Origin of the sequence: Martelella lutilitoris (assembly GCF_005924265.1) — a bacterium.
Lineage (GTDB): Bacteria > Pseudomonadota > Alphaproteobacteria > Rhizobiales > Rhizobiaceae > Martelella > Martelella lutilitoris.
In genome coordinates this window covers 158,738-184,748 of sequence record NZ_VCLB01000011.1, presented here as the reverse complement: position 1 = coordinate 184,748, position 26,011 = coordinate 158,738, and the positions used below count along the sequence as shown (strand labels likewise).

General features: G+C 62.4%; 23 protein-coding genes. 13 read left to right on the top strand and 10 right to left on the bottom strand.

The features are described from left to right. On the top strand, positions 1 to 703 hold a 703-nt coding region (locus FF124_RS19420; RefSeq protein ID WP_138750133.1), incomplete at its 5' end, for an IS3 family transposase. A 51-nt stretch (positions 704 to 754) separates the two neighbouring features. Here the strand turns inward: FF124_RS19420 and FF124_RS19415 are convergent. After that, complete coding sequence (locus FF124_RS19415; RefSeq protein WP_138750132.1) at positions 755 to 1,909, bottom strand: ROK family protein; 1,155 nt, start codon at positions 1,907 to 1,909, stop codon at positions 755 to 757. A gap of 76 nt (positions 1,910 to 1,985) precedes the next feature. Between FF124_RS19415 and FF124_RS19410 the strand changes: the two genes are divergently transcribed. The 11 genes from FF124_RS19410 to FF124_RS19360 all read left to right on the top strand — a co-directional run bounded on the left by FF124_RS19410 (position 1,986) and on the right by FF124_RS19360 (position 14,721). Further along, complete coding sequence (locus FF124_RS19410) at positions 1,986 to 3,359, top strand: ABC transporter substrate-binding protein (RefSeq protein WP_138750131.1); 1,374 nt, start codon at positions 1,986 to 1,988, stop codon at positions 3,357 to 3,359. Positions 3,360 to 3,428: 69 nt separating this feature from the next. Beyond that, positions 3,429 to 4,340: a carbohydrate ABC transporter permease gene (locus FF124_RS19405; RefSeq protein ID WP_138750130.1), complete on the top strand. Its 912-nt coding sequence runs from the start codon at positions 3,429 to 3,431 to the stop codon at positions 4,338 to 4,340. Beyond that, positions 4,340 to 5,419 (top strand): carbohydrate ABC transporter permease, encoded by a 1,080-nt coding sequence (locus tag FF124_RS19400; RefSeq protein ID WP_138750129.1) that lies wholly within the window; start codon positions 4,340 to 4,342, stop codon positions 5,417 to 5,419. The genes FF124_RS19405 and FF124_RS19400 overlap by 1 nt, the downstream gene beginning before the upstream one ends. Positions 5,420 to 5,423: 4 nt before the next feature. Next, positions 5,424 to 6,536 (top strand): ABC transporter ATP-binding protein, encoded by a 1,113-nt coding sequence (locus tag FF124_RS19395; RefSeq protein ID WP_138750128.1) that lies wholly within the window; start codon positions 5,424 to 5,426, stop codon positions 6,534 to 6,536. Between the two features lie 12 nt (positions 6,537 to 6,548). After that, entirely contained in the window at positions 6,549 to 7,271 is a 723-nt protein-coding gene (gene ugpQ / locus FF124_RS19390) for a glycerophosphodiester phosphodiesterase (protein WP_138750127.1), read from the top strand. Further along, entirely contained in the window at positions 7,271 to 8,797 is a 1,527-nt protein-coding gene (locus FF124_RS19385) for a metallophosphoesterase family protein (protein WP_138750126.1), read from the top strand. Before ugpQ ends, FF124_RS19385 begins: the two co-directional genes overlap by 1 nt. A gap of 465 nt (positions 8,798 to 9,262) precedes the next feature. Further along, positions 9,263 to 10,003, top strand: a complete 741-nt coding sequence (locus FF124_RS19380; protein ID WP_138750125.1) for a GntR family transcriptional regulator — start codon at positions 9,263 to 9,265, stop codon at positions 10,001 to 10,003. Positions 10,004 to 10,044: 41 nt separating this feature from the next. Continuing rightward, a complete protein-coding gene (locus FF124_RS19375; protein ID WP_138750124.1) occupies positions 10,045 to 11,664 on the top strand; it encodes an arylsulfatase in 1,620 nt (539 codons plus the stop codon). 108 nt (positions 11,665 to 11,772) lie between these two features. Continuing rightward, positions 11,773 to 12,843 carry a TRAP transporter substrate-binding protein gene (locus FF124_RS19370; protein ID WP_138750123.1) on the top strand — a complete coding sequence of 357 codons (1,071 nt, stop codon included), beginning with the start codon at positions 11,773 to 11,775 and terminating at the stop codon, positions 12,841 to 12,843. A gap of 67 nt (positions 12,844 to 12,910) precedes the next feature. Further along, entirely contained in the window at positions 12,911 to 13,438 is a 528-nt protein-coding gene (locus FF124_RS19365) for a TRAP transporter small permease (RefSeq protein ID WP_138750122.1), read from the top strand. Further along, positions 13,435 to 14,721 carry a TRAP transporter large permease gene (locus tag FF124_RS19360; RefSeq protein ID WP_138750121.1) on the top strand — a complete coding sequence of 429 codons (1,287 nt, stop codon included), beginning with the start codon at positions 13,435 to 13,437 and terminating at the stop codon, positions 14,719 to 14,721. The genes FF124_RS19365 and FF124_RS19360 overlap by 4 nt, the downstream gene beginning before the upstream one ends. A gap of 699 nt (positions 14,722 to 15,420) precedes the next feature. Here the strand turns inward: FF124_RS19360 and dgoD are convergent. The 4 genes from dgoD to FF124_RS19340 are packed head-to-tail and all read right to left on the bottom strand — an operon-like array spanning position 15,421 to position 19,475. Beyond that, positions 15,421 to 16,596, bottom strand: a complete 1,176-nt coding sequence (gene dgoD, locus FF124_RS19355) for a galactonate dehydratase (RefSeq protein ID WP_138750120.1) — start codon at positions 16,594 to 16,596, stop codon at positions 15,421 to 15,423. Positions 16,597 to 16,614: 18 nt separating this feature from the next. After that, entirely contained in the window at positions 16,615 to 17,889 is a 1,275-nt protein-coding gene (locus FF124_RS19350) for a TRAP transporter large permease (protein ID WP_138750119.1), read from the bottom strand. After that, entirely contained in the window at positions 17,886 to 18,395 is a 510-nt protein-coding gene (locus FF124_RS19345) for a TRAP transporter small permease (RefSeq protein WP_210237510.1), read from the bottom strand. The genes FF124_RS19350 and FF124_RS19345 overlap by 4 nt, the downstream gene beginning before the upstream one ends. A gap of 57 nt (positions 18,396 to 18,452) precedes the next feature. Then, complete coding sequence (locus tag FF124_RS19340; RefSeq protein ID WP_138750118.1) at positions 18,453 to 19,475, bottom strand: TRAP transporter substrate-binding protein; 1,023 nt, start codon at positions 19,473 to 19,475, stop codon at positions 18,453 to 18,455. Positions 19,476 to 19,585: 110 nt separating this feature from the next. Here FF124_RS19340 and FF124_RS19335 point away from each other — a divergent pair, with 110 nt between their 5' ends. Continuing rightward, positions 19,586 to 20,368 carry a FadR/GntR family transcriptional regulator gene (locus FF124_RS19335; RefSeq protein WP_138750117.1) on the top strand — a complete coding sequence of 261 codons (783 nt, stop codon included), beginning with the start codon at positions 19,586 to 19,588 and terminating at the stop codon, positions 20,366 to 20,368. A 208-nt stretch (positions 20,369 to 20,576) separates the two neighbouring features. Here FF124_RS19335 and FF124_RS19330 read toward each other — a convergent pair whose 3' ends face one another. The 5 genes from FF124_RS19330 to FF124_RS19310 are packed head-to-tail and all read right to left on the bottom strand — an operon-like array spanning position 20,577 to position 25,942. After that, complete coding sequence (locus FF124_RS19330; RefSeq protein ID WP_138750116.1) at positions 20,577 to 22,076, bottom strand: carboxypeptidase M32; 1,500 nt, start codon at positions 22,074 to 22,076, stop codon at positions 20,577 to 20,579. Next, entirely contained in the window at positions 22,073 to 23,104 is a 1,032-nt protein-coding gene (locus tag FF124_RS19325) for an ABC transporter ATP-binding protein (RefSeq protein ID WP_138750115.1), read from the bottom strand. Before FF124_RS19325 ends, FF124_RS19330 begins: the two co-directional genes overlap by 4 nt. Then, complete coding sequence (locus tag FF124_RS19320; RefSeq protein ID WP_138750114.1) at positions 23,101 to 24,066, bottom strand: ABC transporter ATP-binding protein; 966 nt, start codon at positions 24,064 to 24,066, stop codon at positions 23,101 to 23,103. Before FF124_RS19320 ends, FF124_RS19325 begins: the two co-directional genes overlap by 4 nt. Next, positions 24,063 to 24,968 carry an ABC transporter permease gene (locus FF124_RS19315; protein ID WP_138750113.1) on the bottom strand — a complete coding sequence of 302 codons (906 nt, stop codon included), beginning with the start codon at positions 24,966 to 24,968 and terminating at the stop codon, positions 24,063 to 24,065. Before FF124_RS19315 ends, FF124_RS19320 begins: the two co-directional genes overlap by 4 nt. Continuing rightward, positions 24,968 to 25,942 carry an ABC transporter permease gene (locus FF124_RS19310; RefSeq protein ID WP_138750112.1) on the bottom strand — a complete coding sequence of 325 codons (975 nt, stop codon included), beginning with the start codon at positions 25,940 to 25,942 and terminating at the stop codon, positions 24,968 to 24,970. Before FF124_RS19310 ends, FF124_RS19315 begins: the two co-directional genes overlap by 1 nt. Positions 25,943 to 26,011 lie beyond the last annotated feature (69 nt).

The following is a 26,011-nucleotide window of genomic DNA, read 5'->3' as shown; positions in this document are numbered from 1 at the left end:
GGGGCTGAAGGAGCTGGCGTCACAACGTCGGCGCTTCGGCTACCGGCGCCTGCACATCCTGCTGAAACGCGAAGGTGTCGAGGTGAACTGGAAGAAACTCTACCGCCTTTACCGCGAGGAACGGCTCACCGTGCGCAAACGCGGTGGCCGCAAGCGAGGCCTGGGCACGCGAGCACCGATCACGATCCCGCAGGATCCCAATCAGCGCTGGAGCCTCGACTTCGTGTCGGACACGCTGATCGATGGTCGCCGCTTCCGCATCCTGTGCGTCATCGATGACTTCAGCCGGGAATGCCTGGCGGCCGTCGTCGACAACTCAATCTCGGGTGGGCGCGTGGCCCGTGAACTGGATGTCATCGCTGAGCGCTGCGGCGACCCACTGATGGTGGTCAGCGACAACGGCACGGAAATGACCTCGAACGCCATGCTCAAATGGCAGCAGGATCGCGGCGTCGAATGGCATTACATCGCGCCCGGCAAGCCCATGCAGAACGGCTTCGTGGAAAGCGTCAACGGCAGGCTGCGGGACGAGTGCCTGAACGCGCATCTATTCCGCAGCTACCGCCACGCTCGCGAGATCATTGCGGATTGGGGGATCGACTACAATCGACATCGACCGAACACGAGCCTCGACGGGCTTACCCCAAACGAATTTGCAACCCGGTCCGCTATGGACCACAACGTGAACAGGGCTAACTTATAGACGCGGACAGAACGGGGAGCAGGTCGGCGAACTGGAAACCGAGTCCCGCGTTCAGCCAAACGCCGCGAGATTATGCAGGATCATCGCGGCGGCGCCGAAGGCGACAGTATCGGTGGCTGAAACTTCCGGCAGCAGGATCTCCGGCTGAACCACGCGCGCGCCGTCGAACGGGTCGGAGTTGACGAAATCCAGCCATCGCGCGAGCTCTTCGCGCACCAAATGCGGCAGCGTCCCGCCGAGATATATAGCGGAAGGGGCGAGGATGGCACTGATGGCGAAGGCAAGCCTTGCCGTTTCAGGTCCGGCGCGTTCAAGCCATTGATCGAGCACGGTGCGGTTGTCGCGCAGATAGTTGGTCCAGTGTTCGGACGATCTGCCACGGGGCCTATCGCCGACCCTGTCCGCGCACCATTCGGCGAGGTCGTCGAATGTCGGTCTCGACAATCCACGTGCGCGCAAAGCGCCGATCTCGCCGGCATTGCCGAGATTGCCGCGATAAAGCTGCTTGTCGACGATGATGCCGCTGCCGATGCCTTCGGAGAGATAGAGATAGACAAAGTTCTCGTGGCCGGCGCTGTTGCCGAGCGAAAGCTCCCCGATCGCGGCGGCGTTGGCGTCATTTTCGATCGCGACGGGACAGCCAAGCACTTCGCGCAGAGCGCTGCTCATGTCGGGTTCGGCCCAGGAAATCACCTCTTCCGCAAGATCGAGAAAGGACGCCCCCTGTCGGAACCGCGTCGGCATGGCAATGCCCGCGCCGAGCAACTGATCCGCCGCGATCTTGTTGCGGTCGAGCAATGCCACCTTGCCATCCCGGATCCCCGACTGAACATCCGCGAAAGTGTCGTAGCTGCCGGGCAGTTGTAGCTCGTCCACCATGCTGCCGCCGAAATCGAGCAGGGTCAGCGTGACGGAAAAACGATTGGCATGCGCGCCCAGAGCGTAGCCGATCAGGGGATTGAGCATGAGGTCGACATGCGGCGCGCCCCGGCCGCTCTGGCGCCGTGCGCCTTCCACCACAATCCCGCGGCCGATGAGATCGCGCGTGAGCATGCTGACAGCCGCTGGGGTCACGCCACACAAGGCGGCGATTTCTGCGCGCGCGGCGGCATGTTTGCGGCGAAGATACCGCATCACGGCGGCCTGGGTCGTCCCGAGGCCCTCAAAGGCTGTGCGGCTGCTTGCTGGCACGATCTTCTCTCCCATTTTCCTTCCCAGATGTCATGATCCTGTTACTTAAGCAACTTAATTAAATAATAAATACCAACGGGACCTCACCACCATGACCAAACTTCTCCCCCTCCTTGCCGCCGTTTCGATTTCCGCGCTCAGCGCCGGATTGGCCCATGCCGAAGACATCACAATCAAGCTCTCGACGCTTGCCGAGCGCAGCGCGCCGGCCCGCATCACCAATATCGAAGGTGCTGCCGAAATCATGAACCGGCAGTTTGAGGCTGCCGGCGTGGACAAGCATATTGTCATCGACGTCAACAACAGCACCGTTCAGGGCTGGGATGACTTTGCCCTGGATACGCTGAAGGCGATGGCCGTCGGCCAGGGGCCGGACATCTACGTTCTGCCGCACGAGTGGATCGGCGAGTTTGCCGAGGACGGCTATGCCTTGCCGATGGATGACAAGATCGCCGCTTCTCGCTGGGTCTATGGCGATATCCTGCCGGTGCTTTGGGACGCTGCCAGGGCAACCGACGGCAAGGTCTATGGCGTGCCGCAGGATGCCGAAATCCGCATGTTCTTCTATAACAAGGATATGCTGCGCGCGATCGGCAAGGACGAAGCCTTTATCGAAGGCCTGCCGGCCAAGGTCGAGGCCGGAGAATTCACGCTCGACGATCTGACGGCGCTTTCCAAGGAAGTCGTTGACGCCGGCGTTGCGCCCTACGGCATGCTGCACCGCCCCAATGTCGGCATCGACTACCTGATGGTCTTCCAGTCCTATGGCGTCACGTTCATGGATGAGAACACCGGCAAGCTGGTCTTCCCGAAGGCGGAGATGACCAAGGCGCTTGGCTGGTACGAACGCAACGCCAAGGAAGGCGTGACCCCGGCCGACAACACCGCCATGAGCTGGGACGCCATCAAGGGCGCGTTCAAGACGGAACAGGCGTTTATCTTCCATCAGGGCGTCTGGGCCGTCGCATGGCAGCTCGGTGAAGGCAGCGGCGCGACCTGGCCGACCGACAAGGATGGCTACTTCCACAAGATCGGCTGGATTCCGGCGCCGGCCGCCGAAAAGGGCGGCAAGCCCGCCAACCTGTCGCATCCGCTGCTCTACACCGTCAATGCCGAGAGCGAGAATGCCGATATCGCGGCCGATCTCGTGGCGCTCGCCTCACTGCCCTATTTCAACAACGAGCACGCGGTAACCTCCTATCACACGGCGATCAGCAACGCGCAGACGGCGATGCCGAAATACAAGGACAACTGGGTGCTCTCCGCCGCCTCGCCGATGATGGCGCATGCCCAGTTCGTGCCGAACCACACCCAGTTCGGCAGCTATAACAAGGTTCTGTTCAGCGGCCTGCAGGCCGTCGAAACCGGCCGGATGACGGCCGAGGAAGCGGTCGAGTTCATCGCCGACGAACTCGATCTGCAGTTCGGTGACGACATCGAAATCCGCGAAACCGCCGTCAACTGAGCCCGATCACAATTCTTGCCGCCCGGCGCCTGCGTCGGGCGGCATCACCTTTTCCAGGGGTGCCCTGCAATGTCGAATTTCCAGATCAGGCCGCGTCGGCCGGCGCGGCCGCTCTATTACCTCGCGCCGGCGATTGCGCTCCTCGCGGTGTTTTTTCTGGCGCCGATCGTCGTCAACGTCGGGATCGCCTTTACCGATATGGGCGCCAATCTTCGGGTCGGCGAGTTCACGTTTCGCAATTTCGAGCGGATCGTGCAGCGCGACGCCCGCATCCCCATGGTGCTGTTGACGACGCTGATCTATGTCACGGCCACGCTGTTCATCTTCAATATCGGCCTCGGCGCGCTTCTGGCGATCACGTCGACGGCGATTCCGGACAGGCTTGGCAATTTCTTCCGCGGGCTGTGGCTGCTGCCGCGCATGTCGCCCGCGGTGCTTTACGCCATTTTGTGGATCTGGATCGCCGACCCGACGTCATCGGGCCTGCTCAATCAGGTCACCGGCGCATTCGGCCTGCCTGCTCTCAATCTGCGCAATGATTTTCCGCTGTTGCTGGTCATTCTGGCAAATGGCGTTGTCGGCGCCTCCTTCGCCATGGTGATCCTCACCTCGTCCGTCCGCTCCATTCCCGTGCATCTGGCCAATGCGGCGCGCGTTGACGGCGCCGGCGAGTGGGGCGTGCTGCGCCATGTCGTGGCGCCGGCGCTGTCGCAGCCGATCCGCTTCATCACGATCTATCAGGCGCTGTCGCTGCTGACGACCTATGAATATATCCTGCTGATCACCGGCGGCGGACCCGTTTATGATTCCACGCCCTATGCGCTCTACATCTATCGCCGGGCCTTCGAGAACGGGGCTTATGCCTATGGCGCGGCGCTCGCGCTTGGCCTGATGCTGATCGGTATTGTCTTCACCCTTGTGCAATGGCGCGTCACCAATATGCGCGACACCTTCGCCGCGCCGAAAATCGAGGTGTTGTGATGACGCTTGTCCAAACCCGACCCGTTTCCCTTTCAGCCACGGTGAGCGATCACTGGAGCCGGCTTGAACGGCGCGGCGCCATCAACCGTGCCGGCTTCCTGTCCGCGATCATCCTGTTTCTGACGATCGTTTCCGTGCCGATCATCCTGCCCTATCTCTGGCTGCTGGTGAAATCGCTGACATCGTCCGATGCTTCCGTCAGCCGCATGGTGCTCTGGCGCGCGACCGCGATTGCCGCGCTCGCCTATATCGGCGCCATCGCGCTCGCATTTCTGGCGGATCGTGTGCGCAGGCCTTTATTCTCCTGGGGCGCGCTTGCCGTTGCGGTGATCCTGCTGGTGGCGATCTTTCTCGTCCCGCACCTGACCTTCGACAATTACCGGTTTCTCTGGAACCGCGACATTGAAGGCACCGGCACCACGCGTCTGGACCTGATGCCGTCGATCTGGTCCGCGCTTGGCAGTTCGCTGGCCTTCGCCGTCGGCCAGACGCTGATCGTCTCGCTGATCGCAACGCCGGCGGCCTACGCCCTGTCGCGCTTTGCCTTCGCGGGACGTGAAAATTTCCTGCGCGGCCTGCTCCTGCTGCACGCCTTTCCCGCGCTGGCCCTGACCGTCGCCATCTTCATCCAGCTCTACTATATGGGCCTGCTCAACAGCCTCACCGGCGTGGTCCTGGTGATGAGCGCGCTGGAACTGCCGTTTGCGATCTTCGTGCTGAAGAGCTTTTTCGACAATGTGCCCTGGGACATCGAGATGAGCGCGGTGACCGATGGCGCCACCCGCTCGCAGGCGTTCCGCATGGTCGTGCTGCCGCAGGTGCGCGGCGGCCTGATCGCGGTGGCAACCTTCACCTTCCTGAGAGGATGGGAGGAATATGTCTTCGTCCAAACCCTGCTGATCGACAAGAGCCAGATGACGATGAGCCTTTACCTCTTCTTCGTCGCACAGGACAATATGGGCGCGGATTACGGCCTGATCGCCGCGGTCGGCATCATCTATCTTCTGCCTGTGCTGGTCCTCTACACCTTCACCCAGAAATACATCACACAAATGAGCTTCGGCGGGATCAAGGGATAATATCATGGCACGGATCACCCTCGACAACGTCACCAAGAGCTGGGGCGAGACCCGGGTTCTGAAACCGATGAACCTTGCCATCGAGAACGGCGAATTCGTTGCCATTCTGGGTCCCTCCGGCTGCGGCAAATCGACGACGCTGTTTCTGTTGGCGGGTCTTTACGCGCCAAGCGGCGGCGCGATTGCCTTCGATGGCCACAACGTCAACCGTATCGATGCACGCGACCGCAATGTCGGCATCGTGTTTCAGTCCTATGCGCTCTACCCCAACCTGACGGTCAGGGAAAACATCGCCTTTCCGCTGCGGTTCAAAACGATGGGCAAGGAAGAGGTGGTGAGACGCGTGGACGAAGCGGCAAAGCTGGTGCAGATCGACACGCTTCTCGATCGCCGCCCGTCCCAGCTTTCCGGCGGTCAGCAGCAGCGCGTGGCGCTGGCGCGCGCCCTGGTCAAGGAGCCGAACATTCTGCTCCTGGACGAGCCGCTTTCCAATCTCGATGCCACGCTGCGCATCAGCATGCGGGCGGAACTGAAAGCCATCCAGAAGCGCCTCGGCATCACCACGCTGATCGTCACCCATGACCAGGTCGAGGCGATCACCATGGCGGACCGGATCATCTGCATGAACAATGGCGACGTCGCCCAGATCGGCACCCCTGACGATCTCTATCGCCGTCCCGACAACCTCTTTGTCGCCGGCTTCATCGGCACGCCGCCGATGAACCTTCTGAAGGGGCAGGGCAGGGGCCAAAGCCTGCATGTCGGCGATGCCTTATTCGGTCTCAGCGGTGCATATGGCGGCGCTGCGACATTGGGTCTCCGCCCGGAAGACCTCACGCTCGTCGCCCCCGAAAACGCCGGGTTTAGAGGCGAGGTCGTCACCGTCGAGCCGTTGGGGCGCGAGGTCTTCTACGGCCTTGCAACGCCCGCAGGCCTTATCCATGCTCTGGAGTATGGCGAAGCCGTGCAGCACGCGCCCGGCGCCACGATCGGCATCACCTGCAAGCCTGAACTGACGCTCGTCTTCGACGCGTCGGGAAATCGCATTGCCGATCTCCATGTCGATTTTTTCCATGATGCCGAACATCGCGCACCAGAACGCGCACCGGCAAACTGACAGGACTTTTTCGTGACCAGGATCGTATCGCATCGCGGCGCCAACACGTTTGCGCCTGAGAATACATTTGCCGCCGCCGATCTCGCCCTCGGGCAGGGCGCCGACTACATCGAACTCGACGTGCGCGAAAGCGCGGACGGCGTGCTCTACGTTCTCCACGACGAGACGCTGGACCGCACGACCAATGGCGCCGGGCCGATCGGGCACATGCTGTCAGACGAGATCGACATGCTCGATGCCGGTAGCTGGTTCGACGCGTCGTTCAGCGGTGCTGTCGTGCCGCGTCTCGATGCCTATCTGGAGCACTTGCGGGGACGCGCCGGCGTCTATCTCGAATTGAAATATTGCGACCCCGCCAAGGTCGTCGCCCTCATCCGCGACCTCGGCATGGTGCGCGACACGTTCTACTTTTCGTTCTGCGAGGAAATGCGCCGCGACCTTCAGGTCATTGCGCCGGAGTTTCGCAAGATGATGACGCTCGATATGGCCAAATCGCCCTCGCTCGTCGGCGCCGTGCACCATGCCTCGATCATCGAGGTCACGGTCGAGCAGATGCGCCGTCCGGGCATTGTCGCGACGTGCCGCAAGGCCGGTCTGGAGATCATGGTTTACTACGGCGGTAGCGACATCGCCATTCATCGCGAGGTCGCGGCCGCCGGCGTCGACTACATCAATCTCGACCGCCCGGACCTGTTCGATGCCGCCCGCCGGGATCAGGACGGAGCCGCCGCCTGATGAAGCTCGCCGTCGTCGCCGATGTCCACCTGCACGATCTTTACGGCGGCTACGGCTGGATAGAACAGGGCAGCGGCGAGATTGCCCTTCGCACCGTCCAAGACACGATGGCCTCCACCCGTGTCTTTAATGAAAGCCATGCCGCATTTCACGCTGTGCTCGAGGATATCGTCCGGCGCAAGATCCGCGATGTGGTGCTGCTCGGCGACTATTCCGACGATGGCCAGCCCGGCGCGGTTGCCGCCCTGAAACGCATTCTCTCTGCCTATGAGACGGAACACGGGCTGCGGTTTTTCGCGACCTTCGGCAATCACGACTGTTTCGGCCCGGAACAGCGCCATCAGGACAAATGGATGACAAAGGCGGATGGTCTCGCCCCGCGTCTGGTGACGAGTGACCCGCGCTCGCCAGCTATCAATGCCGTTGTCCGGGACGGGATGATCGGTATGTCGACGCCCGATGCGATCGCGGACATGGCGCGTTATGGCATCACCCGGCCGGAAGGCGTGGTGCATTGGGAAACCCCTTTCAGCGATCATGGCGGCGTGCAGCAGCGCGGCTGCGAAGACCATGCTGCCGATGGCCTCGACGCTTCCTATCTCGTCGAGCCGCAGGACGGGCTCTGGCTTCTGATACTGGATGCCAATGTTTTCTATCGGCTGGATGGCCGGTGGCAGGTGAGATCGAATGCGGCCTGGGATCACGTTCTCGACCGTCGGCCTTATCTTCTGGACTGGATCGCCGATGTCGTTGAGCGCGCCGACCGGACAGGCAAGACGCTTCTGGCATTTTCCCATTACCCTGCTTTACCCCTGGCGATGACAGTTGAGCGCGGTTTGACGGTTGCGGCCTGCACGCCGGACTGGCTGAAGCGGATGCCGTCGCTTCAAAGCAGCAGGGCGCTGGCTGAATCCGGGATGCGCTGGCATTTCAGCGGTCACATGCATGTCGCCGGGCGGGTGGAACTGGACGGACTGATCAACATCGCCGTTCCATCGCCCGTCGCCTATCCGGGCGGCTATGTCGTCGTCACGGCGGATTCCGGAGACCCCGCTTGCGAATGTGTCAGGCTGGAGAGTGCGCCGGGTTTTGATGCGGCCTTTCCCGCCTACAGCGCGCAACTGCGATCGTCCGGCAAGGCTGCCGTCGGTACCGAGGCGCTTTCGGTTCCGGATTATCAAGGCTTTCTGCAAGCTCACCAGAAAGGCCTGATCGCCTCCAAATACATGCCGCAAGACTGGCCGCCGGAACTGCTGAAAAACCTCGACACGCCTCTGGCGCAAATGCTAACCGACGTGCCTCGTCTGGCACAGGAGTTTAAGGATCGCCCGCCTGCCGCAGGACTTTGCCTGGGGCAGGTTCTGGAAGACTATTACTTCATCCGGGCAGGCGGTTCACAGACGATCGGCGCGCTGCCCGAAGACCGCATCGCATTTTATCGCCGTCTTGGCAGTGCGGTGAATGCCGGCGACGAGGCGTGCCTGCCGATCGAACGCATGGCCATGTTGCTTGCGGCCCTGCTTTAAGGCGATGCGCGGAAACCGACCGCCACAAACGTCCGCCCCCTGCGCCAGGTGAACGCGCCGCGGGTCGGGCGCTCGTGCTGCATCGCCCGGCGCTTGTCTGATCCGGTGCGCGCTTCTGACCATCGCACTTTCCCGGTGGGGAGCACGTCCACAGGCCTCACGCGCGTTGGTCGAAGTTTGCTCTTCAGCCATCACTCAGTGGAAACGCTCTCGCGGCAAGCGTCGCCGGAACCCGCCTTCTCCGGACAGCGACGTTCCGCGACCCAGGCAAACGCGGCTGAGAGGAGCGGCGACCTCTCCATCCACTCGGTTCTGCCTTCAACTCGAAAGACGCTTTGCTCCGAACGCGTTGAGTCTGCCGGGCGGCGCAAGCGTTGATGTTCATCAATTTTTGTTAAAACAAAATAGAATACAAATATTGACATTGGTCAAAATGTTGCGACAAATAGAGGCGGAGGAGTTCACATGACCACAGTACCGCAGTTTTCCAGCGATGCGCCGCTGCACGTTCAGGTGCGCGAGTTGATCCGTCAGCAGGCGATCAGCGGTGAGATCGTTGACGAAAACGGGCGGTTGATGACCGAGGCAGCGCTGGTCGAGCGTTTCGGCGTCAGCCGGGTCACGGTGCGCAACGCGCTGGCCCCGCTCGTCGAGGACGGCATGTTTGACCGCAGTCCCAAGCGCGGCACGTTTCTGCGGCCCAACTACGCCGAGCGATGGGTCGGCCGGCTGATGGGGTTTCAGGAGATCATGGCCGAAGCGGGCTATCGGCCCGGTGCCTCGATCCTTCTGAGCGGCATGACGCACCAGCATGATGATGAAGTGCGCGAGCTTCTAAAGGAGCGGGCGGTCTACGAACTGAAGCGCATCCGCTATGCCGACGACACCCCGATCGCGATCGAGCATGCCTTCTATCCGCCGGATATCGGGATCGAGCTCAGCAAGCGCGAGCTCATCTCGATCAAGATGTATCAGGTGTTCGAGGAGGAGTTGGGCCTGGAGATCAAGGATGCCGTCCAGACCATCAGCGCCCGGATATCCTCGCCCGAGGACGAGGCGGCGCTGGAACTCGAACAGGCCTCCGCCCTGATCGAAATGCAGCGGACCACTCACGATCCCGAGGGCAGGGTGCTCGAACTGCTGAGGGCGGTCTACCGCCCGGATTTCTTCCAGTTGACCATCAATTTGAACCGGAGAGGCTCCTGAGCCGCCCGGGAAAGAGCCAACAGCACAGGTAATGTCACGCCATGAGCAAGCCGAACGTCATCATCATTCTCAACGACGATATGGGATACTCCGATATCGGCTGCTATGGCGGTGAGGTCGAGACCCCCAATCTCGACCGGCTTGCGCAAAATGGCCTGCGCTATTCCCAGTTCTACAACACCGCCCGCTGCAGCCCGTCGCGCGCCTCGCTGATGACCGGCCTGCATCCGCACCAGACCGGGATCGGCGTCCTGACCTATGACATGGGGCCGGAAGGCTATGCCGGCAATCTGAGCGAGGATTGCGTCACCATTCCGGAAGCCCTGAAGGGCAGCAATTATCGCTCCTACATGAGCGGCAAGTGGCACATCGCTTCCGATCTGAAGAAGCCGAACGGTGCATGGCCGATTGAGCGCGGCTTCGACAAGTTCTACGGCACGATCATCGGGGCGGGCAGCTTCTATCATCCCAACACGCTGACGCGCGGCAACGAGAATATCGAGCATGAGGCGGTGGAAGATCCCGCATTCTTCTATACCGATGCGATCAGCGACCAGGCCGCGCGCTATGTCCACGAGCATCAGGAAGGCCATGCCGACCAGCCGTTCTTCATGTATGTCGCCTACACCGCGCCGCACTGGCCGCTGCACGCGCATCCCGAGGACATCGCCAAGTACAAGGGGCGTTTCGATGCCGGCTGGGACACGTTGCGCCAGGAGCGGCTCGGCCGTCTCGTCAAGGCGGGCCTGCTCGATCCGTCGTGGAAGCTGAGCCCGCGCGACGAGACCCAGCCGCCCTTTACGGAAGCGGAGAACCGCGAATGGCTGATCCGCTGCATGGAGGTCTACGCCGCCCAGATCGACAGGATGGACCAGGGCATCGGGCGGATACTGAAGGCGCTGGAAGAAACCGGCGAGAGCGACAACACGGTCGTGATCTTCCTGTCCGACAATGGCGGCTGCGCCGAGGATATCCCCGAGAACGTCGACCCGAAGCAGCTTGTCGAGCAGCTGATGATCGCGCAGTACAAGACCCGCGACGGCCGCGACGTGCGGATCGGCAATGATCCCTCGATCATGCCGGGGCCGGAGGATACCTATCAGAGCTATGGCACGGCCTGGGCCAATCTCTCGAACGCGCCGTTCCGCTACTACAAGCACTGGACCCATGAAGGCGGCATCGCGACCCCGCTGATCGTTCACTGGCCGGAAGGGATAGCCGACAAAGGCGGCATTCGCCACACGCCCGGCCAGCTGCCGGACCTGATGGCGACGATCCTTGAGATCACCGGCGCAGCCTATCCCGAGACGCGCAACGGCGTGGCGGTTCCGCCCTGCGAGGGGGCGAGCCTCGTTCCCTCGTTCACCGATCCGACCGCCACCCGCAAGCCGCTGTTCTTCGAGCATGAAGGCAATGCCGCGGTGCGCGACGGCAAATGGAAGCTGGTGCGCAACTATCCGGCGGACTGGGAGCTCTACGACATGGACGCGGACCGCACCGAGCTCAACGATCTCGCCGCGCTTCACCCCGATCGGGTGCGCGACATGGCGGCGATGTACGACGAATGGGCTGCGCGGTGCGGGGTTATCCCGCGCGAGAAAGTACTGGAAATCATGAAGAATGCCGGCGAGCCGGCATTCTGGGAAGACGAAGACGCCTGACGCGGCGGTCAAGGACCGTTCGCAACCTGAGACGTCGCCGGGACATGGAGGAAGGCCCGGCGCACCGACAGGCTTATCGACGTAAATGTTCCAACCTGGGAGGAAATCATGAGGAACATCACCAATAGCATCACGCGTCCGGCAGGCCTTCTGGCCCTGTCGACCCTGCTGATGGCCGGCATTGCGCCAGCCCATGCGGAGATCACGGAAGACTATACGTTCCGTCTCGCCAATGTGTTGTCGCCGAGCGATGTCACGGCCTTCGGAATCGACAAGTTCGCCGAACTCGCCGAGGAGAAATCCGACGGCAAGATCACCATCGAGGTGTTCCACGGCGGCCAGCTTGGCTCGGGCGTCGAGACCTTCGAGGCGGTGAAAAACGGCCATATCGATTTTGCCGCGGATTCCTTCGCCAACCTGGCGTCGATCACCCCGGCTTTCGAGGTCTTCCATTTCCCGTTCCTGTTCGAATCGCGCGACCAGCTTCTCAACGCCATGGGCAGCGACGCCGTTCAGGCCGAGGTGAACGCAGAGCTTGAGCCGGTGAACCTGGAATGGTTTGCGACGTTCGAGATCGGCGGCCCGCGCGAAGTCGGCACGTCGAAAAAGAAGATCGAAACCGCCGACGATCTCGCCGGGATGAAATTCCGCGCCTCGCGCTCGCCGCTGGAAATCGCATCGCATGAATCCTGGGGCGCTGCCGGCGTCACCGTCGACTGGCCGGAAACCCCGGAGGCCGTCCGCCTCGGCATGGTCGATGGTCTGACCGTACCCTATGCGAGCTTCTATTCCGCCAAGTTCCACGAGGGCAATCTGATCAACTACATTCTGGACCTCAACTTCCAGAATTATGCATCGGTGCTGGTGGTCAACAGGGAGAAATACGAAGCCCTGCCGGATGAGGTGCGCGATGTTCTGGAAGAAGCCGCCGCCGAGGCTCAGACCTGGCATGTCGATTTCGTTTCAGACTACATCACCAAGAACATCGAGGCGATGAAGGCCGAGGGCGTCGAGATCTACGCCTTGCCGGGTGACGAATATGCCAAGGTGCGCGACATGACGGTCGAGAGCGTCTGGCCGCAATTCGTTGGCAAGGAAGGCATGTCGCAGGAAAAGATCGATCTGATTAAACAGGAAGCCGGTCCTGTCGGCGACGGCGGCTGGGGTTATACCCGCTGATCTTCGCAACAATCCACGTGGCATCCGGGCCACACTGGCGGCCCGGATCATCAACAGGGGCCTGATCATGTCTCAATCCCGCTTCTCCCGTGCGGTCCGTCTGGTCGACAAGTGGCTTGCGGGTATCGTGAGCGGCCTATGCGTCGCCCTGCTCGGCGCAATCGTCGTGACCATCAGCGCGTCGGTATTCTCCCGTTTCGTGGTGTTTCATCCGCTGAATTTCGCCGATGCGCTTGCCAAGTATTTCCTGCAATGGATGGCGTTTCTCGGCGTCGGCCTTGCGATCCGTAGTGGCGAGCATGTTCTGGTCGATATGCTGGTCGTTAACTTCCAGCAAAGCGCCGCTCGGGCGTTGCTTATAGGGATCAATGTACTGGTTTCGGTGCTGTTCGCGACGGTCGCCTATTACGGGACGCTCAATGCGCTGAGCGGGCTTAACTCCCATGATCCTTTCGTCTTCGGCATTTCGATGGCGATCCCGTATTTCTCTGTCGCCGCCGGCGCCCTTTACGCGCTCATCCAGACCAACCTCACCACCTGGATCAGACTTCAGGATTCCAAACTCCGGTTCCCGCCGAACGAGGTGACGACATGAGCGCGCTTGCCCTTTATTTCCTGGCTTTCATCGCGCTGATTGCCGCTGCGGTTCCGATCGCTTTCGCGCTCGGCCTGTCCACCCTTTTCGTATTCGTGCTCACGGATCAGCCGGTGCAGCTGTTCACCCAGCGGCTGTGGACCGGTCTCGACAAGTTCACCCTGGTCGCCATTCCACTCTTCATTCTTGCCGGCGAGCTGATGGGCGGTTCCGGCATTCTGAGCCGGCTTCTCGGTTTCTCCCGTCTTCTGGTTGGCCGCTTCAAGGGCAGCCTGCTGCAGATCAATATTCTGGTCAGCATGTTCTTCGGCGGCATCAACGGCTCGGCGATCGCCGATACCAGCGCCGTCGGCGCGATGATGATCAAGGCGACCAAGGATGAATACGGCGAGGCTGAGCTTGCTGCTTCGGTCACGGCCGTCAGTTCCGTGGTCGGCCCGGTCATCCCGCCGAGCCTGCCGATGCTGATCTACGCCTTTGCCGCGGGCAATGTCTCGATTGCGGCGCTTTTTCTCGCCGGCGTCGTGCCGGGCGTCCTGCTCGGGCTGTCGCTGATGATCGTGACCGCCGTTCTGGTTCGCAAGAAGGACTATCCGGTCTCCCGCCAGCGCTATGGCTTTGGTGATATTCTCAGGATCACGGGTCGCTTCATGATCGCGGCGATCCTGCCGCTGATCATGGTCGGCGGCGTTGTCGGCGGCATCGCGACCCCGACCGAGGCGGGCTGCATCGCGATCGTCTATGCGCTGTCGGTCGGCTTCTTCGTCACGCGCGAACTGAGCTTTGCGCAAGTGCACCGCGCGATGAAGCGAACCGTCAGCATCACGGCCGTGGTCATGATCATCATCGCCTTCGGAAATGTCTCGACGTGGTGGCTGACGATCGAGGGCGTGCCGCGCGGCATCAGCAATTTCCTCACGGACTTCACCAGCAGCCCGGTGGTGTTCATGGCGCTGATGCTGGTGATCTACCTCGTCATCGGCCTATTCATCGAACAGGCCGCGGCCATGGTCATGCTGGTGCCGATCTTTGCCCCGCTTGCCGCAAGCTACGGCATCGACCCCGTCCATTTCGGCCTCGTCACATGTCTGGCGCTCGCCCTTGGTCTGGTAACCCCGCCGGTAGGCCTTTGCCTCTATATCGCCGGCGGCATCGCCAACGTTCCGATCCATCGGGTCTTCGCCACGGCAATGCCCTATCTGGTCGCGATGGCCATGATCCTTCTGCTCGTCACCTTTGTACCCCAGATCTATCTCTGGCTGCCCAGGTTGATGGGGTTCTAGAGTGTCCGTCCTGATCAATGCCGTATATGAACATGGAGCGGCAGCGAGATCGCGATACTGCGTCAGCCGCCTGATCTCGGCTTCGAGTTTCACCGGATCGACGTCATCGGTGTTTTCGCTATCATCCTCGACAGCATCGGCCTCGGCGCCGGCGAGGCGCTTGTCTTCAAGACGGCGGTTCATCGTGTCGAGCGTCTGCGTGACGGCGAAGGACGACGAGCCCGGGATCTTGCACGGCATCAGCGTCACGAAATGTCGGCCGTTCTGTCCGAGCGCGATGGTATTGGGGTCCTGCAGATAGTCCGACACCTTGTCGTACAGGTCGGTCTCCATCTGGCCCGGCGTGAAATCGAACGTTCTGGGCAGGCGGTTGGTATAGTTGATCAGCCCCGACCGCTGGACCTGACGCCGCAATGTGCGTTTGCAGAGCGGCTCCAGCCGCTTTGCCAGAAGCGCCTGAGAGGCGCGCCCGTCACGCCCGCCGAATGAGCGAAGAATTTTGATTGATGCGCAGAGAATTGAAAGGTCAAGCCACCAGGCTCCATTCATGGCGACATTCATGGCGACGGGCCTCTGCGACCTCCAGCTCGTTTCTAACGATACGCTCAGTGCGAAGATCGCCGAGTTCACAGAGGCTGCCGTCTGCTGTTCGACCAAACCGCGCGGGACGCTGTGCAAACCATGTCTGCCCTGGTTGGATCACCAGTGCGCAACCGTTCCGTCCGGCAATGCTGCCTCCATGGCCGGGATGATTTCCTGTTCGAAGGGATATCGGGCCGCCGCCGCCTCGTCGATCTCGATGCCGAGGCCGGGCGCTTCGGGCGCGCGCCAGAAGCCGTCGACGAGATCGAGCGGATAGGCGCTGCAGATATCGCGGAACCATGGCACCAGACCGACCGCTTCCTCCTGAATGACGAAATTCGGGGTCGCCACATCGAATTGCAGGGCGACGGCGCCGGCGACCGGGCCCATGGGATTGTGCGGACAGACACCCATCCCGGCGGCCTCGGCAATTGCGGCAATCCGGCGACCGCCGGAAAAGCCGACGCAATGGGCAAGATCGGGCTGGATATAGGCGACGGCGCGGGTCTCGGCGACCTCGGCGAATTCGCGCGGGGTGAACAGCCTCTCGCCGGTGGCAAGCGGGCATTCGACGCGGCGGGCGAGATCGGCCATGGCCGGCGTGTTGCCGGGCTGGATCGGCTCCTCCACGAACAGCGGCCGGATGGGCGCGATCGCGTCGATATAGGCCTTGGCGGCGTCGATCGATTGCGGACGGCCGTGGAAATCGGTCATGATGTCGACGCCGTCCCCAACCCGCTCGCGCACGGCGGCGGCAAGCTTTTCCACATGACAGACGGTGGGCAGCGGCGCGTCGTAGCCGCTATAGGGCACGAAACCGAGCTTGACCGCCGCGTAGCCCATTTCCACGGTTTCCTGCACGGCGTCGCAGAAGGCGGAGATGTCCTCGGTTCCGACCTGCGCGCCGATCTTCGCGCGCCGCAGATGGGTGTAGACCCGCACCTTGTCGCGGACCCGGCCGCCGAGCAATTGCCAGACCGGCACGCCCAGCGCCTTGCCCTTGATGTCCCACAGCGCCTGCTCGATCCCGGAGACGGCCGACAGGCCGATGGCACCGAGCGGCCAGAAACTGAAATGGGTCATGCGGCGCACCAGATGCTCGATCCGGGCCGGGTCCTCGCCGATCAGGAAGGGTTTCAGGTCCTCCACAGTGGCGGTAACGGCGCGGGTCTTCCATTCGAGCGTCGCCTCGCCCCAGCCATGAAGCCCCGGCTGGTCCGTGACCACTTTGACGAAGATCCAGTTCCGGTGGATCGCATTGACGACGACGGTTTCGATGGCGGTGATTTTCACGGGAAGTGGCCTTCGGTATCAGGGATTGAGCTTTTCGGGGAGCCAGGTCGAGAATTCCGGCACCAGACATAGAAGCGCGACAGCGGCAAGTTCGGCAAGCAGGAACGGCATCAGCGCCCGCATCAGCGGATACATGCCGATGCGGCCGACCCGCATGACGACGAACAGGACGACGCCGACCGGCGGCGTCACCAGGCCGATCGCGAGCGTGATCATCACCACCATGCTGGCCTGCACCGGGGCGATGCCGAGTTCGCGCACCGCCGGCACCAGGAGCGGAACGAAGATCAGGATGGCCGCGCCGATATCGAGAAAGGTGCCGAGGATCAGCATCAGAAAGGCAACCGCGAACAGGAACAGCACGGGGCTGTCGGCAAACATTTCCGCAGCACTGCTGATCCAGGAAGCGATGCCGAGCAGGTTCAGCGCATAGGACAAAATGCTCGCGGCGGCGACCAGCAGATAGACGGAGGCCGAAATCCGCGCCGCCTTCATGATCGCGCGCCAGAGCCCGGTCATGTCGAGACCGCGGAACACGAACAGCGACAGGACCAGCGCATAGGCAACCGCGATGCCGCCGCCCTCGGTCGCGGTATAAGCGCCGACCACCATGCCGCCGACGATGATCAGCGGCAGGGTTGCGACGGCCACGCCTTCCATGATCATGCGCGCCGTGCCGTCGCCGGTATGCGCCGGCCGCGGCATCGGCACGCGTTTGCGCAGCGCATCGATGAAGACGATCCCGGCACAGGCGAGGCCGATCAGCAGACCGGGAATCACGCCGGCGAGAAACAGGTTGATGACCGACTGGCCGGACACGGCGGCAATCAGGATTGCAAGGCCGGAGGGCGGGATGATCGGGCCGATGATCGAGGAGGCGACCGTCACGGCCGCCGCATAGGGCCGTGTATAGCCCTCCTTCGGCATTTCGGAGATGAACACCCGGCCAAGCGCCGCGGCATCGGCGACCGCCGAGCCGGAAATACCGGAAAACAACACGGAGGCGCCGATATTGGCATAGGCCGTGCCGCCGCGCAGCCATCTGGTCGCTTGCTGGGCGATTGAGATCAGCCGCGTGGTGATGCCGCCCTGATTCATGATCTCGGCGGCGAGAATGTAGAAAGGGACGGCGAGGAAGACGAAACTGTCGACGCCGGTGAACATCCGGGTCGCCGCGATCGACAGCGGCACATCGGCGACGAGAATGCCGACAAGGCCGGCAAGGCCAATCGCGAAGGCGACGGGCACGCCGATGAACAGCAGGCCGAGGCCCGTGAGCGCAACCCAGATCATGCCGAGCCTCCGGTATCGGAAAGATCGTCATGTTCGGGCTCGAAACCGGCGACCCATGACAGGGCGATCTGCACCAACATCAACGCCGCGCCGACCGGCAGGGCAAGATAGGGATAGATCATCGGAATGCCGGAGGCAGGCGCCACCTGGCTCGCGTTTCTGAGCGCTTGTGGCCAGCTATAGACCAGAAGGATGACGCAGAATATCGCGGCGATGGAATAGAGCGCCGATTTGACGAGCGGTGCGAAGCGGGGCCCGGCGAGGTGCTCCAGCGCCTCTATGCCCATGTGTTCGGCGCGGAAGATGCAGGCGACCGAGCCGAGCATCATCAGCCAGATCATCAGATAGCGCATATATTCCTCGGTCCAGCTGAAACCGGTGTTGAAAAGATAGCGTCCGCCGACCTGGGTCAGGTTCAGCGCCGTCACGACGATCATGATCAGCGTCGCCAGGATTTCGGTGGTTCGGGCGAGCGCCCGGGCGATCATCAGGGCAATTGCGCGCATTGGAAAACTCCATTGCGCCACCCCTTTTCGGCAAGGGATGGCGCGTGTCCGGATGGATCAGTCGTAGAGTTTCACCTTGGCCTCTTCGACCGTTGCGAGCAGTTCGTCGACGAGCGCGTCACCCACCTTGGTGCGGATGAAGGCCTCGACCGGGGCCTGGGTGATTTCCTTGAAGGCCGCCTTTTCTTCCGGCGTGGAAACATGGATTTCCATGCCAAGCTCGTCCTTCAGCTTTTCCGAGAAGCGCCAGTCGCCCTCGGTCTTCTGCAGGTTTTCGGTCCAGGCCATCAGGTTCGCCGCGTCGATGACGATCTGCTGGTTGGACGGCGACAGGCCGGAGAACCATTTTTCATCGGCGATGATCACATGCAGGCCGAAGACGTGTTCGTCGAGCGTATAGTATTTCTGGACCTCGCCAAGGCCGCCGCCATAGACCACCGCCGGCGGGTTCTCCTGGCCGTCAACCACGCCCTGACGCAGCGACATCAGCACTTCGGCGCCCGAGATCGGCGTCGCCGTTGCGCCGAGCGCGTTTACCAGCTCCATGAACACCGGGCTTTCCATGGTGCGGATCTTCAGGCCGGACAGGTCTTCCGGATTGATGATCGGGCGCACATTGTTGGTGAAGGAGCGGAAGCCGTTCTGCGAGAAGGCAAGCGCGCGCATGCCGGTCTTGTCGAGAATGTCGTCGCGCATGGTGTCGGCGAAGTCGCTGTTCATCACCTGCCAGGCGATCGGCGCGCTTTCGAACAGATAGGGGATCGACCAGACCTGCATCGGCGGATAGAAGCCCGCCATGGCGCCATCGGCGGCAAAGGTCAGCTCAAGGCTGCCCTGCTGCACCTGTTCCAGCATCTCGCGTTCGCCGCCCAGCTGGTTGTTGGGAAACAGGCGGACCTCGATCTCGCCATTGGTCTTGAACTCGACATATTCCTTGAAGCGCACCAGCGCGTTATATTCCGGAAAATCGCCCTCGGCGATGCCGATGCCGAACTTGATGGTTTCGGCGGAAGCCGGAAGCGCGGCAAGCGCGCCCGTTGCCGCGACGCATGCCGTCGCAAGCCATTGTCTGATATTCATGATTTCCTCCCTCACACAGTCCCTTCGGGACTTGACGATGTCGGACACAGTCCGATTCAATGTCAGCGACGTGAGAGTGCCGTTTTCTAGATCATATGTAAAGACCCAGCATGACAAAAACCAATCGCCGGGGCGCGCTCGCCTTTCCGAACGACCTCAATTCTTCGCTGCCGACCGGGGCGGCCAAGGAGGCGGTAACGGTGCTCGGGAAGCGTATTACGAATGATGTCTACCGTCCCGGCGAGATCATGCCGACCGAACCGGAACTGGCGGATTCGCTGAATGTCAGCCGCGCGACGATCCGGGATGCGATCAAGGTGCTTTCCGGCAAGGGGCTGGTGCGCACGGCGCGGCGCTACGGCACGCGGGTGCGACCGCTCGAGGAGTGGAACCTCCTTGATTCAGACGTTGTGTCTTGGCACGAACCCTCTCATCCGCGTATCGGGCGGATGTTTGCCGAGACAACGGAGCTGCGCTGCATCATCGAGCCGGCCGCCGCCGCACTTGCCGCCGAGCGCGCGACCGAAGCGCAGGTCGCGCAGATCCTGGCAAGCGCTCATGCGATGCATCCCGGCGACGATGATCTGCAGGCGATGTTTTCCGCCGACTGCCTGTTCCATGCCACCGTGCTCGAGGCCACCGGCAACATGATGATGCGGCAGATGCAGAATATCATCCTGACCATGTTGCGCATCTCCTATGAGTTCGGCGTTCTCGTCGTCGATGGCGATCCGGTCTCGCGCGAGGGTCATATCCACGTCGCCGAGGCGATCCGCGACCGCAATGCCGCCGCAGCCGAAAAGGCAATGCAAACCATGCTGCAGTTCAACCGCCGCACCGCCATCGAATACTGGGCCCGCGCGACATCGGAGGTGGGGGAAGAGACGGCCTGAGACCGATGCTCGTTTTCCGAATGGTGCCGGGCGGAGACATGATGCGGCTTGGCAGATCGTTCTTGGCAGCGAAAACCCGCATCCGGGCGCGCCGGTTTGAGGGTTGCGCGCAAGCACACGCTGGAGGGAACAGCGGAGATCGCCTCTTCTTCATTCCTCCGTTCTCAGTGGACCGGACTCTAAACCACTCTGGATGAAATTACCCCGGTCAGGTCGAGGCGAACTTCCCGCGCAGGTAAGCAATATAGGGTTCGCAATCATCCGCATCGGTGCCTATCGCGGCCAACAATTCGTGGCGATGCTTCGAACGGCCATGGCGCCAGACCGTTTCTGCCAGCACCTCGCGCAGCGGTTTCAGATCGCCGGCATCGGCAGCGCGCCGCAGGTCCGGATGGATGGTGTCGAATCGAGCCATGAGTTGCGCGGCGGTGATGTTGCCGACCGTGTAGGTCGGGAACGATCCGATGTAACCGCTCGACCAGTGGATGTCCTGAAGGCAGCCCAGTCTGTCGTTCGGCACATCGATACCCAGATCGTCGCGCATCGCCGCGTTCCACGCTTGCGGCACGTCATCGACGGCGAGAGACCCATCCATCAGCGCCATCTCGATGCGCATCCGCAACATGATGTGCAGGTCATAGGTCAGTTCGTCCGCCTCGACACGGATCAGACCGGGCTCGACCCGATTGATCGCGGCCACGAAGTCCTCCTCGCTGACATCAGCGAGCTGTTCGGGGAAATGGTCCCTGAGCGTGCCGAAATGATTCGACCAGAAGGCAGGCGAGCGGCCGACATGATTTTCGAAAAGCCGCGACTGGCTTTCATGCATGCCGAAGCTGCAGCCGCCGACGGCATAAAGGCCAATCAGGTCGGTCGCGTGCGCCGAGCGGGTCAGCGCCGGATCGATGCCCTGTTCGTAAAGCGCGTGGCCGGTCTCGTGCATCGTGCCGAAGATCGACATCGGCAGATAGTTCGGGTTCCAGCGTGAGGTGATGCGCACATCCTGGCGGGTAAACGAGATCTCGAAAGGGTGGACGGCGGTATCCAGCCGGCTGCGCTCCATATCGAGTCCGAGCAGCGGGGCCAGCTCTGCGCAAAGTGCTTTTTGAGCCTCGATCGGATAATCGCGATAGAGAAAATCGCTGCGCGGCGCCGGCCGAGACAGTGCCCTTTCCAGTAACGGCTTGATGCCTGCACGGAGCTTGTCAAACAGCGCGGAAAGAGAAGCGGCCGTCTCGCCAGGCTCGTAAATCTGGACCATCGGGTCATAGGGATGGCCATCGTGGCCGAGCGCATCGGCCATCTGACGCGACAGCGTCACCACGTCTTCCAGATAGGGCTGGAACGTGGAAAAATCACCTTCGGCGCGGGCCCTCGCCCATGCCTGGCCGGCAATGACGGAGGTTTCCGCCTGCCGGCGAAGAAGCGTTTCGGATATCTTCAGGTGCCAGTCGCGCGCGCGAAGCACGGCCTCAGCGGCCGACCTAGCAATGTCATTTTCGGCTGCAGCGCGCGCCTCCTCGGCAGCGTCTGCCATGGCGGGATCGACCAGCATGTCGCGGGCGAGGCCCTGCAATGTCGCAATCTGATGGCCGCGCGAAGCCGCCCCGCCGGCGGGCATCATCACCCGGGCATCCCAGCGCAGCACGTTGACGGTGCACAAAATGTCGTTGAGGCGTGCAATGCGCTCGGAGAAGGACGTGGTCATGCGGCATGGCTCCCTTTCTCGATACCCGTTCCACCATCGTTGAGGTGGCAGGCAACCGTCGTTGCCGTTCCCGCAACGGGTTTCAGCGCCGGCAGCTCAACCCTGCAGCGCGGACCCGCCATCGGGCAGCGCGGGTGAAAGGCGCATCCTTTCGGCGGATCGAGCGGCGAGGGAATCTCGCCCTTGATCGGCTGGAACGCCGCGCGCCCGGTTCCAAGCGTCGGCACGGAGGCGAACAGCGCTTTTGTATAGGGATGCTGCGGCTTGTCGTAGAGTTCGCGCGCCGAGGCGAGTTCGACGATCCGGCCAAGATACATGATCGCCACCCGGTCGCAGACATGGCGCACGACGGAGAGGTCATGGCTGATGAACACCGCCGTGAGATCAAGCTTGCGACGCAACTCCATGAACAGGTTCAGGACCTGCGCCTGGATCGACACATCGAGCGAGGCGACCGCTTCATCCAGCACCAAAAGGTCGGGCTCCATTGCCAGCGCGCGGGCAATGGCGATGCGCTGACGCTGGCCGCCGGAGAACTGGTGCGGCAGCCGGTCGGCATAGGCGCCCTCAAGGCCCACCTGCTGCAGGAGATCGCGGACACGCCGGCGCACATCCGCGGCGCTGGCAAGCTTGTGAACGCGCGGCCCTTCGGCAATGGTCTCGCCGACCTTCATGCGCGGATTGAGGCTTGCGAAGGGATCCTGATGGATCATCTGCACGCGGGTGGTGAGCTTTTCGACATTGTTGCCCCGCTCCCGCGCCACCGGCTTGCCGTCGAGCAGCACGCGCCCGTCGCTCGGCGTGTAAATTCCGGAGATGATGCGACCGAGCGTGGACTTGCCGCAGCCCGACTCGCCCACCAGGCCCAGAACCTCGCCGGCCGCAACCGAAAGCGACACGTCGGACAGCGCATGCACCGTGAAGCCCGACTGCTTGCCCGAGAGCCAGTCTATCCCCCGCATAACGAGGCCAGGCTTGCGGGTGAAGCGCTTGTGAACGCCGTCGACGGTGAGAAGCGGCTCTGTCATGGGGCCTCCATCGGGTGGTGGCAGGAAACGGTATGATCGCCTTCGCCGACGGTCGGCGGCTCGCTGGTGCAGAGATCGCTCGCGCGCGGGCAACGCGGCCTGAACGGACAGCCGGAGGGCAGGTTGGAAAGCTGCGGCGTCGATCCCGGGATCTGCGGCAGCGGCGTGCCGGGTTCATGCAGGCTCGGAACCGAGCCGATCAGACCGACGGTATAGGGGTGGCGCGGCGCGGCGATCACATCCTCCGCCGGGCCGCGCTCGACGATCCGCCCGGCATACATGACGCAGATATCATCGGCGAGACTGGAGATGACGGCAAGGTCGTGGGTCACCCAGACGATCGCCGTTCCGGTCTCGTCGGCAAGGCGACGGACCTCGGCAAGGATCTGGCCCTGGATCGAGACGTCGAGTGCCGTCGTCGGCTCATCGGCGATGATGACCGAGGGGCGATGCAGCAGCGCGATCGCGATCGCCACGCGCTGGCGCATGCCGCCGGACAACTGATGCGGATAGGCCTTCAGCCGCTCGGCGGGGGACGGTATGCCGACGATCTCCAGCGTCTGCCGCGCCTTTTCCCAGGCAGCCCGCTTCGACATCTTCTCGTGCACCCGCACAGCCATCGCCATCTGGTCGCCGACGCGCAGAACAGGGTTCAGCGTCATCATCGGGTCCTGAAACACCATGGCCACCCGGGCGCCGCGCAGACGGCGCACGGCATCGGGCGAAAGTGCACGCAGGTCCTGGCCATCGACCAGCACCTCGCCAGCCGCCACCTTGCCCGGTTCGTCGATGAGGCCGAGGATGGAAAACCCGGTGACGCTCTTGCCGGAGCCGCTTTCGCCGACAAGGCCCATGATGCGGCCACGCTCGACGGAAAAGCTCACGCCGTTGACGGCGGTGACCATGCCGCTGCGGGTTTCGAAGCGGGTTGTCAGCCCGCGGACATCAAGCGCCTTGTTCATCGGTTCTGCCTCGGATCGAGCACGGTGCGGACCTGATCGCCGACCAGATTGATGGCGACCACGGTCACCATCAGGAAGATGCCGGGATAGATGGAAAGCCAGTAGCGGTCGGTATGGATATATTTGAAGCCATTGGCGATCAGCGAGCCGAGCGAGGGCTCGGTGAGCGGCAGGCCGACGCCGAGGAAGGACAGCGTCGCTTCGAGCGCGATGGCGCTTGCCACCTGCACCGTTGCCACCACGATCAGCGGCGGCAGCACGTTCGGCAGCAGATGGCGAAACAGCACCCGCACCGTGGGCAACGGCGTCGAGCGGGCAGCTTCGATATAATCCTTGCCGCGCTCCACGGTCGCCGCGCCATGGGTGGTGCGGGCGAAATAGGCATATTGCGCAACCACCAGCGCCAGAATGATCTGCCCGACGCCCTGGCCCAGCACGGCGACCAGAACCAGCGCCAGGAGGATCGCCGGCATCGAGAGCTGCAGATCGACGATGCGCATGATCAGCGCTTCGATCCGTCCGCCGAAATAGGCCGCGGCAAGGCCGAGACAGATGCCGATGACGAGCGCCAGAACGCCGGCCGAAAGCCCGATCACGAAACTGGTGCGCAGGCCATAGAAGATCGCCGAGAGCATGTCGCGGCCGGCATTGTCGGTGCCAAGAATATGGACATAGCCGCCCGAGCCGACGGTACCGGGCTTCAGGAAGGCATCAAGCCAGTCGAGCTTGGCCAGATCGTAAGGGTCCTGCGGCGAGACCAGCGGGGCGGCGAAAGACACGAACAGAAGACCGAAGATCAGGATCAGCGAGGCGACGGCGACCGGCGAGCGGGCGAAATCGGCGCAGAAATTGCGAAAGCGCGCCGGGCGGGCTTCCACGGGAGCGGAAACGGTATCGGCCATCACTTGCCTCCCTTCAGCCGCACGCGCGGATCGAGGCGGGCATAGACGATGTCGACGATCAGATTGATCAGCACGAAGAGGATCACCACCAGCACGAGATAGGTGACCATCACGGGACGGTCGAGCTGGAGAATGGAATCGATGATCAGCTTGCCGACGCCTGGCCAGTTGAACACGGATTCGGTGACGACGGCGAAGGCGAGCGTCGAGCCGACCTCAAGCCCGAACACGGTGACGATCGGGATCGAGATGTTGCGCATCACATGGCTGAAAACGATCTGCCTGTCCGGCAGCCCCTGGGCGCGGGCGAACTTGACATAATCTGCCTGCATTGCCTCCACCATGCCGGCACGGGTGAGGCGGATCAGGAGACCCATCATGAACAGCGACAGGTTGAAGGCGGGCATGATCACGTGGCGCCAGCCATCGGCGGTCGCAAGCGATGTGTGGATGCCGAAGATCTCGCCGACATCGCCGCGTCCTCCGGAGGGCAGCCATCCGAGATTGACGGCGAACGCCATGATCAAAAGCATGCCGATCCAAAAGGTCGGAACCGAAAAGCCGAGGACGGACAGCGCCATGATGGCGCGGGCGGCAAGGCTCTTCGGGCGATAGCCGGCGTAAAGTCCGGCGGGAATGCCGATCGCGGTTGCGAGAAACACGGCGACGGCCACCAGTTCCACGGTCGCCGGAAGGCGGGAAAAGACCAGGCTGGTCACGGAGATATTGTAGACCATCGACTTGCCGAGATCGCCATGGGCGACATTGCCGAGAAAGGTCAGGTATTGCTGCCAGAGTGGCTGGTCGAGACCATATTGCTCGATGAGCTGCTGCCGGATCGCCTGGGTGGCGCCCGGATCGATCAGCACATCGATCGGGTTTCCGATGGCGTAGACGCCGAGAAACACGATCAGCGACATCGCGAAAACCACGACGATGGCCTGCAGCAACCGTCTGATCAGGAATGCGAGCATGAAAGCCTCGTGAACTGATGGAGGCGGAAAGACGTGCAGCGTCTGCTGCCGCCGTCCTCACTATGCGGC